The 13,783-nt window shown below is 70.4% G+C and carries 14 protein-coding genes and 2 pseudogenes; 10 read left to right on the top strand and 6 right to left on the bottom strand.

The features are described 5' to 3' along the window. Nucleotides 1-9: 9 nt before the first annotated feature. Entirely contained in the window at nucleotides 10-516 is a 507-nt protein-coding gene (locus tag SMA5143A_RS31845) for a recombinase family protein (protein WP_181362092.1), read from the bottom strand. Between the two features lie 85 nt (nucleotides 517-601). Next, nucleotides 602-760: pseudogene (locus SMA5143A_RS44835) on the bottom strand (recombinase family protein); the annotation flags it as partial. 219 nt (nucleotides 761-979) lie between these two features. On the opposite strand from SMA5143A_RS44835, the gene SMA5143A_RS31835 reads away from it, so the two are divergent. Then, nucleotides 980-2,623: a DNA repair helicase XPB gene (locus SMA5143A_RS31835; RefSeq protein ID WP_107466316.1), complete on the top strand. Its 1,644-nt coding sequence runs from the start codon at nucleotides 980-982 to the stop codon at nucleotides 2,621-2,623. Between the two features lie 443 nt (nucleotides 2,624-3,066). On the opposite strand, the gene SMA5143A_RS31830 is transcribed toward SMA5143A_RS31835, so the two are convergent. Next, nucleotides 3,067-3,267: a hypothetical protein gene (locus SMA5143A_RS31830; RefSeq protein WP_107466315.1), complete on the bottom strand. Its 201-nt coding sequence runs from the start codon at nucleotides 3,265-3,267 to the stop codon at nucleotides 3,067-3,069. Between the two features lie 389 nt (nucleotides 3,268-3,656). Between SMA5143A_RS31830 and SMA5143A_RS31825 the strand changes: the two genes are divergently transcribed. Next, the gene (locus SMA5143A_RS31825; protein WP_375136570.1) at nucleotides 3,657-5,645 is read left to right on the top strand and encodes a HelD family protein; all 1,989 of its coding nucleotides are present in this window, start codon (nucleotides 3,657-3,659) and stop codon (nucleotides 5,643-5,645) included. A gap of 69 nt (nucleotides 5,646-5,714) precedes the next feature. On the opposite strand, the gene SMA5143A_RS31820 is transcribed toward SMA5143A_RS31825, so the two are convergent. Next, nucleotides 5,715-6,971 carry a trypsin-like serine peptidase gene (locus SMA5143A_RS31820; protein WP_107466313.1) on the bottom strand — a complete coding sequence of 419 codons (1,257 nt, stop codon included), beginning with the start codon at nucleotides 6,969-6,971 and terminating at the stop codon, nucleotides 5,715-5,717. Between the two features lie 417 nt (nucleotides 6,972-7,388). On the opposite strand from SMA5143A_RS31820, the gene SMA5143A_RS31815 reads away from it, so the two are divergent. After that, entirely contained in the window at nucleotides 7,389-8,126 is a 738-nt protein-coding gene (locus tag SMA5143A_RS31815; protein ID WP_375136569.1) for an NPP1 family protein, read from the top strand. Nucleotides 8,127-8,155: 29 nt separating this feature from the next. On the opposite strand, the gene SMA5143A_RS31810 is transcribed toward SMA5143A_RS31815, so the two are convergent. Both SMA5143A_RS31810 and SMA5143A_RS31805 read right to left on the bottom strand, forming a co-directional pair. Then, complete coding sequence (locus tag SMA5143A_RS31810) at nucleotides 8,156-8,662, bottom strand: hypothetical protein (protein ID WP_107466311.1); 507 nt, start codon at nucleotides 8,660-8,662, stop codon at nucleotides 8,156-8,158. Nucleotides 8,663-8,961: 299 nt separating this feature from the next. Beyond that, a complete protein-coding gene (locus tag SMA5143A_RS31805) occupies nucleotides 8,962-9,675 on the bottom strand; it encodes a copper homeostasis protein CutC (protein ID WP_107466310.1) in 714 nt (237 codons plus the stop codon). A 165-nt stretch (nucleotides 9,676-9,840) separates the two neighbouring features. Between SMA5143A_RS31805 and SMA5143A_RS44630 the strand changes: the two are divergent. The 7 genes and pseudogenes from SMA5143A_RS44630 to SMA5143A_RS31775 form a co-directional block, all read left to right on the top strand. Then, nucleotides 9,841-9,981: pseudogene (locus SMA5143A_RS44630) on the top strand (helix-turn-helix domain-containing protein); the annotation flags it as partial. Continuing rightward, nucleotides 9,964-10,641, top strand: coding sequence for a DUF5753 domain-containing protein (locus tag SMA5143A_RS31800; protein WP_308812055.1), 678 nt, complete (start codon nucleotides 9,964-9,966; stop codon nucleotides 10,639-10,641). The pseudogene SMA5143A_RS44630 and the gene SMA5143A_RS31800, both read left to right, overlap by 18 nt. Beyond that, nucleotides 10,601-10,888, top strand: a complete 288-nt coding sequence (locus tag SMA5143A_RS31795; RefSeq protein WP_107466308.1) for a DUF397 domain-containing protein — start codon at nucleotides 10,601-10,603, stop codon at nucleotides 10,886-10,888. Before SMA5143A_RS31800 ends, SMA5143A_RS31795 begins: the two co-directional genes overlap by 41 nt. A 146-nt stretch (nucleotides 10,889-11,034) precedes the next feature. Further along, a complete protein-coding gene (locus tag SMA5143A_RS31790) occupies nucleotides 11,035-11,319 on the top strand; it encodes a hypothetical protein (protein WP_146193981.1) in 285 nt (94 codons plus the stop codon). Continuing rightward, nucleotides 11,316-11,825, top strand: coding sequence for a hypothetical protein (locus SMA5143A_RS31785; protein WP_258193850.1), 510 nt, complete (start codon nucleotides 11,316-11,318; stop codon nucleotides 11,823-11,825). Before SMA5143A_RS31790 ends, SMA5143A_RS31785 begins: the two co-directional genes overlap by 4 nt. Before the next feature lie 243 nt (nucleotides 11,826-12,068). After that, a complete protein-coding gene (locus tag SMA5143A_RS31780) occupies nucleotides 12,069-12,365 on the top strand; it encodes a DUF6422 family protein (RefSeq protein WP_107466306.1) in 297 nt (98 codons plus the stop codon). A gap of 407 nt (nucleotides 12,366-12,772) precedes the next feature. After that, nucleotides 12,773-13,783: glycoside hydrolase family 43 protein (locus tag SMA5143A_RS31775; protein WP_181362093.1), on the top strand; the 1,011-nt coding region annotated here is incomplete at its 3' end.

Here is a 13,783-nt window from a genome sequence, read left to right as displayed (position 1 = left end):
CACAAGCAATCAAACGGACACGCCACCGGCGAGTGAACCTGACCAGGCACTACTAGTAGGACTGTCGAGGATCGGCGGGCGGTTGACCAGGGGCGGACCGTCCGTCCGCAGGATCGGCTTTCCGTCCTCGATGACCTGGCCGAGCAACTGAGGGTTGCCGAGCATGCTGCGCAGCGTCGTCGTGGACCACTGCTTGGAGTCGCTGCGCGTGCCTGTGGTCTGGCGTGAGGTGTGGCCTGGCGACGGGACGCCCTCCTTGTTGAGGTCGTTGACGATCTGCATGAGCGAGTCCTTGGTCAGGACCCGCTCCACGATCCGCTTGATCGTCTTGGCCTCGTCCTCGTTGACCGCGAGGACCTTGCCCGCCCCGTTGGGGTTGGGGACGACCATGTACCCGTACGGGACCCGACCGCCGGTGTAGCGGCCCTCGCGGCGCAGGTGCTCGTGCGCGCTGGACACCCGCATCCCGATGGTGTCGGACTCCAGCTCGGCGAAGACCGCGATCACCTTCGCCATGGCTCGGCCCATGGACGACGGACGACGTGAGGTCGAGCGGCTCCGTCGCCGACGCGAGCGCAACGCTCTGGTGCTCGGCGAGTCGCATGATCTCCGCGAAGTCGACCGTCGAGCGCGCAAGGCGGTCGATCTTGAAGAACACGATCACGTCCAGCTCGGCGAGCCTGGTCAGGATGCGTTGCAGGCCCGGCCGGTCGAGCCCGCGCGAGAAGCCCGAGACATCGATGTCCTCCTCGGCGGCCACGACCTCCTAGCCGCTTGCCTCGCACAACGCCTCACAGGACGCGCGCTGGCGTTCCGGCGAAGTCGTCTCGTCGGTTTCGCGCGATAGGCGAACATAGATAGCGGCGCGCATCCCCGGCGCGCCGGCCGGGACGCCCTTCCGGCGTCGGGCACGGGGCATAGCCCGTGCTGTGACAGGCGTTGGTTCTGTCATGAGACGACCTTATATCCGGAGGTATGTGTGTCCTGTCTCATCGTCCAGTCCGACAAGACCCTGCTCCTGGAGGTCGACCACGAGCGGGCGGACGAGTGTCGTCGGGCCATCGCTCCGTTCGCCGAGCTGGAGCGGGCTCCGGAGCACATCCACACCTACCGCGTGACACCGCTGGGGCTGTGGAACGCGCGGGCCGCCGGCCATGACGCGGAGCAGGTCGTGGACGCGCTGGTCGAGTTCAGCAGATACCCGGTGCCGCACGCGCTGCTCGTCGACATCGCCGAGACGATGGACCGCTACGGCCGGCTCACCCTGAGCAAGCACCCCGCACACGGCCTCGTCCTCACCACCACCGACCGCCCGGTCCTGGAGGAGATCCTGCGGTCGAAGCGGATCGCCCCGCTGGTCGGCGCCCGGATCGACCCGGACACCGTCGCCGTGCATCCCTCGGAGCGGGGGCAGATCAAGCAGACGCTGCTGAAGCTGGGCTGGCCGGCCGAGGACCTCGCCGGGTACGTCGACGGCGAGGCGCACCCGATCGAGCTGCACGAGGACGGCTGGGCGCTGCGGCCCTACCAGAAGCAGGCCGTGGAGAACTTCTGGCACGGCGGCAGCGGTGTCGTCGTCCTCCCCTGCGGCGCGGGGAAGACGCTGGTCGGGGCCGGTTCCATGGCGCAGGCGAAGTCGACCACGCTGATCCTCGTCACCAACACCGTCTCCGCCCGGCAGTGGAAGCACGAGCTGGTGAAGCGGACCTCGCTGACCGAGGACGAGATCGGCGAGTACAGCGGGACCCGCAAGGAGATCCGTCCGGTCACCATCGCGACGTACCAGGTGCTGACGACGCGGCGGAAGGGTGTCTACCCGCACCTGGAGCTGTTCGACTCCCGTGACTGGGGCCTCATCGTCTACGACGAGGTGCATCTGCTGCCCGCGCCCGTCTTCAAGTTCACCGCCGACCTCCAGGCGCGGCGGCGGCTCGGTCTGACGGCGACGCTCGTCCGTGAGGACGGGCGGGAGTCGGATGTGTTCTCCCTGATCGGGCCCAAGCGGTTCGACGCGCCCTGGAAGGAGATCGAGGCGCAGGGCTACATCGCGCCCGCCGACTGTGTCGAGGTCCGGGTGAACCTCACCGACTCCGAGCGGCTCGCCTACGCCACCGCCGAGCAGGAGGAGAAGTACCGCTTCTGCTCCACGACCGCGACCAAGCGCCGGGTGACCGAGGCGATCGTCCGCCGCTTCGCCGGGCAGCAGATCCTCGTCATCGGTCAGTACATCGACCAGCTCGACGAGCTGGGCGCCCATCTGGACGCTCCGGTGATCAAGGGCGAGACGTCGAACGCGCAGCGCGAGAAGCTGTTCGACGCGTTCCGCGAGGGCGAGATCAACGTCCTGGTGGTGTCCAAGGTCGCCAACTTCTCCATCGACCTGCCGGAGGCGACCGTCGCGATCCAGGTGTCCGGTACGTTCGGCTCCCGCCAGGAGGAGGCCCAGCGGCTGGGCCGGGTCCTGCGCCCCAAGGCCGACGGCCACCAGGCGCACTTCTACTCCGTCGTCGCCCGCGACACGATCGACCAGGACTTCGCCGCCCACCGCCAGCGCTTCCTCGCCGAACAGGGCTACGCCTACCGGATCATGGACGCGGACGAAATCCTGGCGGACGACGCCTGAGCGGACCGCCGCGCGACGCCTGAGCGGGGCGCCGCGCGACGCCTGGCGACGCCCGGCGTCCGACGACGCCCGACTCCCGGCGGTGACGGCGCCCCGGCGCAAGCTGCCACCCTCGCCTGTGGTCGGCGTGGTGCATGGCCGGAGCCAGGGGGGACCGGCTCCGGCCATGCGGGGGGTGGGAGGAATGGTTTCGGGACGCTCTGAGCGTCGTGCGGCCGACGATGACGGTGGCCGTCGCCCTGAGTGCGATGCGGGCGGCGGATACCGGCGTCGGGCCGGCGGCGGGTGTGCGACGGACTCGGAGTGGGTGCGGGCCGCGCGGCGTCGGTGCGGGGCCCCGGAAGGGCAGGTGACCCCTCGCTCCGACGTGATGCCGTCGGGGCCTGTCGGTGGGCCGGGGTGCGTCAGGCGGGCCGGGGGCCCGTCACGCTGGTCGGGGCGCGTCAGGTGGGGCGGTGTATGCCCGCTTCTTCCGCGTACTCCCCGAGCACGATCACGCCGAAGGCGGCGCCCGCGAAGACCTTGACGGCCCTCAGGGCGTCCGCGAGGCGGTGGCGGGGGTGACGGTCGTCGAGGCCGGTCGCACCGGACGGCGGACCGGGTCGGCCGGCGGCCGAGGCTGGGATGAAGGTCGCTGCACTCATGTATCCATGGTGGAACGTCCGCCCGTGGATGGCGTCGGTCCATGGATGGAACTGGCTGAGCCCTCCGCTCACCCTCAGGTCCTGGCGCCCCCTAGTACCCCCGGCGTACCCGCCCCCTAGGGGGTACGGCGGCCGGACCCTCACCCGGCGCGCCGAAATCCGTTGGCCCTCTCCCCCTCGTCTCGCCTAAACTCTCCGCCCTTGCCCGCCTCCCGCTCGTGGAGCGCCGCCGTCCGGACGGAAACCGGCCGGCTCACCCCCACCACCGGATCCCGTGGATCCCGTAGGCCCCCGGAGGCACTCCCTTGTCCGCGCCCGCCGACGAAGAGATCAATCCCCTCACCCGCGAACGCGACCACCTCGCCGCCTCCCGTTCCGCGCTGCGCGCCATGCGGGAGGACGTGGAGGCGCTGGACATCCGGGACGTGACCGCGAACTGGGTGAACGCGGAGGTGCTCGCCCGCCAGATCGACGAGCGGATCAAGGCCCTCGCCGACCTGAGCGACACCCCGCTCTTCTTCGGCCGCCTCGACTATCTGCACGCCCCCGGCGCCGACCGGGCCGAGGGTGCGCAGGGCGAGAGGTTCTACATCGGGCGGCGGCATGTGCACGACGCGGACGGCGACCCGATGGTGATCGACTGGCGCGCCCCCGTGTCGCAGCCGTTCTACCGGGCGTCCAAGAAGGACCCGCTGGACGTCGGGCTGCGCCGCCGCTTCGGCTACACCGGCGGCGACCTCACCGCGTACGAGGACGAGCACCTCTCCGACCCCGCCGAGGCGGCGACCACCAGCAAGCTGCTCCAGCAGGAGATCGAGCGCCCCCGCGTGGGCCCGATGCGGGACATCGTCGCCACGATCCAGCCCGAGCAGGACGAGATCGTCCGCTCCGACCTGTCCGGCAGCCTCTGCGTCCAGGGCGGCCCCGGCACCGGCAAGACCGCCGTCGGCCTGCACCGGGTCGCCTACCTCCTGTACGCCCACCGTGAGCGTCTCTCCCGCACCGGCACCCTCGTCATCGGCCCGAACCGCTCCTTCCTGCACTACATCGAGCAGGTGCTCCCGGCACTGGGCGAGCTGGAGGTCAAGCAGGCCACCGTCGACGACCTGGTGGCCCATGTGGAGGTGCGGGGGACGGACGAGGCGGCCGCCGCCGTCGTCAAGGGCGACGCCCGGATGGCGGAGGTGCTCCGCCGCGCCGTCCGCTCGCACGTCACCCTGCCCACCGAGCCCGTCGTGGTCGTACGGGGGTCCCGCCGCTGGCGCGTCCCGGCGTACGAACTGGAGGACATCGTCAAGGAGTTGCTCGACCGGGACATCCGCTACGGCGCCGCCCGGGACGCCCTGCCGCAGCGGATCGCGCACGCGGTGCTCGTGCAGATGGAACGCTCCGGTGAGGCGCCCGACGACCGGGTGCAGGACGCGGTGGCCCGCAACACCGCCGTGAAGGCGGCCGTCAAGGCGATCTGGCCGCCCGTCGACCCCGCCAAGCTCGTCCTGCGGCTGCTCGCCGACGCCGACTTCCTCGCCGAGCACGCGCAGGGGGTACTGACCGACGACGAGCAGAAGACGATCCTCTGGGCGAAGCCGGCGCGGAGCGTGAGGACGGCCAAGTGGTCCGCCGCCGACGCCGTGCTGATCGACGAGGCCACCGACCTGGTGCAGCGCACGCACTCCCTCGGCCATGTCGTCCTCGACGAGGCGCAGGACCTGTCCCCCATGCAGTACCGGGCGGTCGGCCGCCGCTGCACCACCGGTTCGGCGACCGTCCTCGGGGACCTCGCGCAGGGCACCACCCCGTGGGCGACCCGGAGTTGGCAGGAGGCCCTGGCCCACCTGGGCAAGGCCGAGGCGCACATCGAGGAGCTGACCGCGGGTTTCCGTGTGCCGACCGACGTCATCACCTACGCCTCCCGGCTGCTCCCCCACATCGCGCCCGGCCTGACCCCGGTGGCCTCCGTCCGGGAGAACCCGGGCTTCTTCGACGTACGGCCCGCCGAGGACGACACACGGGTGATCGCCGCCTGCGAGGAGCTGCTGCGCAACGAGGGGTCGGTCGGTCTGATCGCCGCCGACGCGCGCGTACCGGCGCTGGCCGAGGCCCTCACGGCGGCCGGGATCGGTTACCTCGCGCCGGGTGAGGAGACGACGTACGAGACCCGCCTCACCCTCGTACCGGCGTCGCTCGCGAAGGGTCTGGAGTACGACTACGTGGTGCTGGACGAGCCGCGGGCCGTGGTCGACGGCGAGCCGGACGAGCGGACGGGCCTGCGCCGCCTGTACGTGGCCCTCACCCGTGCGGTGTCGGGCCTGATCGTGACGCACGCGGCTCCGCTGCCGCCGCAGCTGGCCCGAGCGCGGGACCCCCTGAGCCCCTGACACCCTGCGAACGCGGAGCGGCCCCCGGCCACCGACGAGGTCACCGGGGGCCGCTTCACGCGCGTCGGCCTACTTGAACTTGTTGCTGGTGGCCAGGTAGACCTCCTTGGCGTTCTTCCCCAGCCGCGGGCCGGTGATGAACGTGGAGCGGTCGCTCAGCGAGTTGTTGGAGACCAGGTAGGTACGGCCCTTGTGGCTCATGAACCAGGGGCCGCCGGAGGCGCCGCCGTTCAGGGTGCAGCCGACCATGTACTGCGCCGGGTAGTCGCTCGGGTAGCTGTAGCCGAGGACGAAGCGCTTGGTGGCGCCCTGGCAGTGGTACATCTTCGAGCCGTCGTACGGGGCCTCGGCCGGGTAGCCGCGCACCTTCATGTTCTTGACCTTGTTGGCGGCCGGGGCGTTGAACCACACCGGGAGCGCGGAACCGACGCGCTCCTCCAGCGACTTGGCGCCCTTCTCCGGCTTCACGTGGAGGACGGCGTAGTCGTACGCGGCGGCCACGGTGCCCTGGCTGGCGTTGCCGCCCTTGATCCAGGTGCCGGAGGTGGTGGCCCAGTCGGCCCAGAAGAGGCCGTACGGGGAGACGTTGCTCGCGCGGTAGTTGGCGGAGGCCTGGCTGATGTTCAGCCTGCCGGTGTTGTTGAAGGACGGGACGAAGGCGATGTTGCGGTACCAGCCGCCGCCCTTGCCCGCGTGGACGCAGTGGCCGGCGGTCCACACGAGGTTGGACTTGCCGGGGTGGGCCGGGTCCTTGACCACGGCCGCCGAGCAGACGCTGGAGCCCTGGGGGGTGGTGAAGAAGAGCTTGCCGACCGGGGCGGCGTTCTTGTGGTAGGTCGCCTTGACCTTGGAGGCGTTCTGCCGCTTCACCGAGCCGTCGGGCAGCCAGACCTTGGTGGTCTTGTTCGACCCCTTCGACACGTTGCCCGCGTCGGCGATCTCCGGCAGCCGCGTGGGCATCTGGGCCTTGGCCTTGGCGATGCGCTCGGGGGTCCAGAAGTCCGCGATGTAGGGGTTGGCGAAGTCCTCCGCCTTGGAGGCCCAGTCGTCGAAGTCCTGCCAGCCGCCGTTCTTCCACTTCTGCAACGCGTCACCGGAGAGTTCGGTGGGCACGCCCTCGGGCAGCTTGAAGCCGCCGATGGTGGTGTCGCCCCCGCCCTCGTTCTCACCGGTGTCGACGTCCGAGCCGGCGCCCGCCTGGGCGGTCGTCTCGCCCGAGGCCTTCGCGCCGCCCTCGTCGGACTTGCTGCATGCGGTGGTGGTGACCATGACCGCGGCGATCACGGCGGCGGCGGCCGTGAGACCGCGGCGACGTATGAATGGCATGGAGCCGTTCCCCCTGTGACTGAAACTTGTCATGCCCCGGCTTGGCCGGGGCGGACACAACTATGCACGCGGGACAGGGGCGAAATGATCGCCGGGAGGGCTCTCGCGGCGACTTCGCACACAACAACTACGTGGCGGATATCGATCCGTGATGTGACATCACGTCACCAGGTGACGTGCCGTCGGCCAACCGGTCCGGCGAACTCACAGCGTCTTCACAACGTTTGATTCTTCATCACTCCGACACCTCCCGCCTCTTGTGCACTACCGGCCAGTAGCGCGAATCTGACCTGCGCATGCCATCCCCGTCGGTGTGCCCCACCCCGGCCCCCGGGCGTCCCCCGCGCCGCGGTCCATCAGGAGGTCGCAGTGAAGACAAGTCCGCGCTCAGGCAGGTCCCGTCGTCTGCAGAGATCCGTGTTCACCGTGGGCGGCGCCCTCGCCCTGGTCGTCGGCGTGGCCGGCAGCGCGTTCGCGGCCCCGCCCGGGGCCCTGCCCGCCAACGCGGAAGCGCTGGAGAGGACATGGCAGCCGGCCTACGACTACGACACCGACGGCTGCTACTCGACCCCGGCGATCGGCCCGGACGGCACGGTCAACGGCGGCCTGAAGCCCACCGGCGCGCTCAACGGCGGCTGCCGGGACGCGTCCGACCTGGACAACACCAACGGCTACGCGCGCTCCAAGTGCAACAACGGCTGGTGCGCGGTCCTGTACGACCTCTACTTCGAGAAGGACCAGGCGGTCCCCGGCTCCAGCATCGGCGGTCACCGCCACGACTGGGAGCACGTGGCCGTCTGGGTGCGGGACGGCACCGCCCAGTACGTGTCGACGTCCGCGCACGGCGGTTTCAGCGTCCACCCGGCGTCGGCGGTCCGCTGGGACGGCACCCACGCCAAGATCGTCTACCACAAGGACGGCGTCCGCACGCACTGCTTCCGCCTCGCGGGCTCGGGCGACGAACCCCCGGAGAACCACAAGGGAACCTGGCAGTACCCGCCGCTCGTCGGCTGGAACGGCTACCCGTCCGGCATCCGCGAGAAGCTGGTCGCCTACGACTTCGGCAGCGCCAACTTCGGCCTGAAGGACGGCAGCTTCGAGTCCAACCTGGCGAAGGCGAAGCCGTCGGGGATCGCGTTCGACCCGTACGCGTGACGGAGCCGCCGCCAGGGGCTGCGCCCGGCTCACGTCTCCGAGGCGCACCCCCTGGTCTCGCGGCGCGCGCCCGCCGGCCAGACGACGTCCACGGGCAGGCCCGCGCGGCGGGCGGCGGCCACGGCCGTGGCGGTGCCTCCCCGGGCGGTGGACGTCTCGCCGTCCCAGACGGCGACCAACCGGTGGGCGCGCCGCACCAGTTCACGGTTGGCGTCCTCGTACGCCTGTCCGCCCGCGCTGTCGTGGCCGAGGACGAGCACCTCGGCCGCGGCCCCGAGCAGCCGGTCGAACGTCTCCGCCTGCTCGGCGCCCACCTGAAGGTCCCGGTAGTCCCGTGCCGGGATCACCGCGACCAGTCGGCCGCCGAGCGCGAGGACCGCCTCCGCGAACAGCGAGTCGGCGCCGCCGGCGAGACATGAGAGCCCGGTGATCCCCTCCTCCGCGTGCGGCCCGAGGAACTCCCGCAGGGCCCTGCGGACGAGGGGAACGCTCGCCTCGGTCAGGTCCATGTGCCCGGTCACGGCGATGGCGATCAAGAGGCCCCCACCCACTCGGCTGGCTCGGCTGGAAGGAATCCGCGGATCGTATGCCGCGGCCCCGCCGACGGGAAGTGCCCGGAGGTGGGAGCGTCAGTGCGAGGAACCCCACCACGTAGGGCGGCTACCGGCTGACCCGCGCTGAGCCCCTGCCAAAGACCGGCCGGCGTACGGCCAGGGAGCCACCGGGAAGCGGACGACTTTCCGCCCGGGTGCGGGCGTCGGAGGTGCCGCGTACGCGCGAGCGGAGCGATCCCCAGGCCCTGGGCGTCGGCGCACGCCGTCTCCCGGTCTCGCCCTCAGAGGGCCACGGCGGTGGAGACGCCCGCGTCGAGCGCGGTCCGCCACTCCCGTACGGCCTCGGCGTCGACCGGCGCGTCCCAGCCGCCGGGGCGGGCGGCGCCGCCGATGTGGAAGGCGTCCAGCCCGGCGGCGCCGAGGCGGGGCAGGTGGTCGAGGCGGAGACCGCCGCCGACCATGAGCCGCGGGGCGTAGCCGGGCTCGCCGCGCCGGGCGGCCTCCGCGAGGAGGGTCGGCAGTCCGGCGTCGACGCCGTCCGCCGAGCCCGCCGTGAGATACGTGTCCAGCCCCGGCAGGTCCGCGAGCCGCCCGCGCAGGGCGTCGCGGTCGGCGGCGCGGTCGATGGCACGGTGGAAGGTCCAGCGGCAGCCGTCGAGTTCGGCCACCAGCCGTTCCAGAACGGGCAGATCGGGATCGCCGAGCGGGTCGAGGAACCCGAGCACGAACTCCTCGGCCCCGGCCGCCCGCATGTCGCACGCGACCCGTACGAGCGCGTCCGCGTCTCCCGCCGCGAACCCGTCGGCGAGCCGCAGCATCACCCGCGCCGGGATGTCCACGGCCGCCCGCACCTCGACGAACGTCCGTACGGTCGGCGACAGCCCGTCGGCGCGCATGTCGGCGACCAGTTCCAGCCGGTCGGCTCCGCCGGTCTGCGCGGCGACGGCATCCCTGGCGTCCAGGGCGATGACCTCAAGGAGGACGGGCGTGGCCATGGGGCCCCTTCCGGTTCGGGCACGTCGTACGACGACAGCGGACGACTGCGGGCGACAACAGGTCTAGTCCAATTTACCAACAAACCCGTTCGTTGACCCGGGCCCTCACGTTTCGCGTACGGACGACCACGCTCCGCATCTACGCTCGGGAGCGGCGCGGAACTCCGCCACCGCCGCGAGCGGGCGGGCCTGACCCAGGAGGAGTTGGGGGCGGCGATGTTCATCAGCGGGGCGTACGTGGGGATGCTGGAGGCGGGGGTACGGCGGATGCAGCCGGAGTTCGCGCGGATGGCGGACGAGGTGTTGGGGACGGATGGGTTCTTCACGCGGAACGTGGAGGCCGCGAGGAAGTCCCCGTACGAGCATCACTTCGCGGACGTGGTGGAGTTCGAGGGATTGGCCCTCACGATCAAGGACTGGGCGCCGATCCTGGTACCGGGGCTGCTCCAGACGGCGGGGTACACGCGGGCGGTGGTGCGAGCGTACGACCCGGTCCTCACGGAGGACGTGGTGGAGGAGCGGGTCTCCGCCCGCAAGGCCCGCGCGCACGTCTTCGGCGACCCGAGGAGGCCGCGGTACTGGGCGGTGCTGGACGAGATGGCGCTACGGCGCCCGGTGGGCGGCCCGGTGGTGATGGCGGAGCAGCTCCGGCACATCGCGGCGATGGTCCGACGCAACCGGATCATCGTGCAGGTGCTGCCGCTGGCGGAGGGGGCGACCGCCGGTGCAGGAGGCGTCTTCAAGCTGATGACCTTCGAGGACGCACCACCGGTGATGTACTCCCAAGGGGCCGAAACGGGGCGCCTCTTCGACGATCCGGCCGTGGTGGCCCGCTCCACGCTCACCTACGATCTGCTAGGGGGTGCGGCGCTGTCGCCTGCCGCGTCCCTCGCCCTGATCGAGCAGGCGGCCAAGGAGTACGAGGATGCGTACCGCTCCCGATCTGCGGACCGCGACTTGGCGTAAGAGCAGCTACAGCGCAGGCACGTCGGACGAATGCGTGGAGATTGCCGGCGACTTCACCGGCGCCGCCCTCTCCTGGCGCAAGTCGAGCCACAGCGGCGGTGAGCCCGACGAGTGCGTCGAAGTCTCCGACGATCTCCCCGGCGTCGTCCCCGTCCGTGACAGCAAGAACCCGGCCGGCGGTGTGCTGCTCCTCGGCGCCGCCGCCTGGTCGGCGTTCGTCTCGGCGGCGGGGCGGGAGCTTCGCTGAGTGGGCGGTTCGTGCGAGCCTGCCGGTCCGCGGCTGGTGACCTGATCGCAACCGGCAGGTCGGCCGTGAGTTTCAGCGGGACTGAGGCGCTTTCACCGGAACCCCACTGTCGGGCCGGTCTACCGATGACGCCGTGGGTTCCGGCGATGCCCCGCGATTGTGCGGGCGGCCTGGCGCACACCCAGAAGACCGCCGTCGAGCTCGGCCCGGCCGGCGAACTCCGGGCCACCCGCAACCTCACGACCACTCTCGAACGACCTCGCGCCGACCGCCAGCCCGGTGACGCCCTCACTCACGGCGCCGACCCACTCCACCTCGCCCTCGCCTTCGGCATCGAGGAGAAGACCGCCATCCGCTACGCGGACTCAGTACGCGCGCTTCTGGGAGAGGCTCGCTTTGCTCAACCTGGTGACGAGATCATGGACAGATGACGTCGACCGAACCAGCAGCCCGCGAGCTTCAGGACCGTGCCGTTCTCTGGAGCATGGGCGAGATCCGTGCGACCGATGTCGTCACTGGCGCCTGTGACGCGCTCGTCGCCGGGCTCGACAGTCCCGCCCTGCGAATGCTGGCCGCGTGCACACGAGCGGAGGCGGATTACGACGTCCACGATCTCCTTCCCCCAGCACTCCGTGAGTTGGGCCTCACCTTTTACCCAGCAGACAGCGTTGCCGGACAGGAAGCCGCCGCACGAGCACTCGCCGCCCGGACGCTGGCCGACGAGCTGACACCACGCGAGCTGGCCTTCCGGATCCACCAGCGCTTCGGGCACGAACTGCCCTTGGTCGAACAACTTGCCAACCTGGACGACGAGTACGACAACCTTGATTACGGCGACAGGACACTGGCACAGGTCGACGCCGAAGTTCTGGCCGAAGCTCTTCGGCTCACTCAGCATCCTCGTGTTGCACCCGAACCCACGGATCCACTGGCCTGAAGCACGTCGGTGAACCGGTGGGTTCACACGGAAGAGACCTCGGTTCTCGTGCACCCACGGGACTCACGGCTCTGTTCTCGTACATCTACGGCGAACGGACGCGTTGCGCTACGTGACCGCTCGTCGGCTGCTCCACACGGTGGAGAGTGTTCGGGCATGCGGCGTAAGCCGGTTTGCGTCCTGGCGGGCTCGCCGACCGAATCTCGTTACAACGGGGCCTCGACCACCTTCAGGAGGATGTGCGTGTCCGATCCGACGACCCCGATCCAGATGCCCCCGGAGCAGGCCAAGGCGTTGGCGGAAGCCGCATCACTGGTCGTGAATGCCCAACGCGAGGCCCGGAAGATCCTGCAGCGCGCAGGTGTGGAGGTGCCGCCCGAGGAGGTCGACAGATACCGGGGCTGCTTCGGCTGCCTCTGCTCGCGCTTCAAGGGCGACTTCGACCGCCCGTGCATCAACGAGTGGATCGACCTCCGCCAGCCTGACTATCCCCTCAAGCGGCGCTGTGCGCACCCCTACGAGTCGCACTGGATCGGATGAGGTCCCGGATGGGCGGGCCAGGCGGTTGCGGTGTACCGGGCTTGTTCCGCACCCGCTTCATGCCGTCTTCCAGCGGCGTCCAGGCCTCGATCAGGCCCTCCGGCTCCCAGTCCTGCGGCACCCCGTACTCCTCGCCGCACGCGCGAGATCATTCGTTCCGCTCAACGGGGCGCCGGGACTGCGGGCGAACACGGAACCCGAGGAGTACTGCTCAGTAACGGGGTTCGGCCAGAAAACGCCTTGGCCGGAAGCATTGACTCCCGCAAGTGCAGAACCTAACTTTTGGCCGAACTTGCGAACGATGTTCGAAATACCGGGCGGGGAGGGGGTATTTCCGCACATCGTAGCCCGCACCAAGGGAGCACTCCGTGAGACCTGACTTCACCCGTCGGACGATCCTCGGCCTGATGGCCGGCTCCGCGGCCGCCGCCTTCACCGGCATCTCGGCCGGTACCGCCCGCGCCGCCGTGCCCGCGTCGCCCGGTGTGACGTACACGAACACCATCGCCGAGCAGCGGGCCGACCCGCACATCTTCAAGCACACCGACGGTTTCTACTACTTCACCGCGACCGTGCCGGCGTACGACCGCATCGTGCTGCGCCGGGCCACCACGATCCAGGGGCTCACCTCGGCCTCTGAGACGACCATCTGGACCAGGCCCGCCACCGGGACGATGGGCGGCTACATCTGGGCCCCGGAGATCCACTTCATCGGCGGCAAGTGGTACATCTACGTCGCCGCCGGTGACGCCAACAACATCTGGCACATCCGGCCCTACGTCCTGGAGTGCGCGGACGCGAACCCGATCACGGGCACCTGGACGGTGAAGGGCCGTATCGCGCTGCCGCTGGACACCTTCTCCCTGGACGCGACGACCTTCGACGTGAACGGCACCCGCTACCTGTCCTGGGCGCAGAACGACCCTGCCGTCGGCCGCGGCACCAACATCTACATCGCGCAGATGTCCAACCCGTGGACCATCACCGGCGCTCCTGTCATGATCAGCCGGCCGACCGCCGCCTGGGAGACCGCCGGCGGCGAGACGGTCAACGAGGGTCCGGCCGTGCTCCAGCGCAACGGCAAGGTCTTCATGACCTTCTCGGCCAGCGCGACCGACGCCAACTACTGCATGGGCATGCTGACCGCGTCCGCCTCGGCCAATCTGCTCAGCGCCTCGTCATGGGCCAAGAGCACCGGCCCGGTCTTCGCCAGCTTCGCCGCCACCAGCCAGTACGGCCCGGGGCACAACCAGTTCACGGTCTCCGAGGACGGCAAGTCGGACATCCTCGTCTACCACGACCGCAGCTACAAGGACATCAGCGGCTCCCCGCTCAACGACCCCAACCGCCGCACCCGCGTGCAGAAGATCTACTGGAAGGCCGACGGCACCCCCGACTTCGGCATTCCGGTCGCGGAT

Source organism: Streptomyces sp. MA5143a, from assembly GCF_900290235.1.
Lineage (GTDB): Bacteria > Actinomycetota > Actinomycetes > Streptomycetales > Streptomycetaceae > Streptomyces.
The sequence above is the reverse complement of the archived record's forward strand: the minus strand, read 5'-3'. Positions and strand labels throughout refer to the sequence as shown.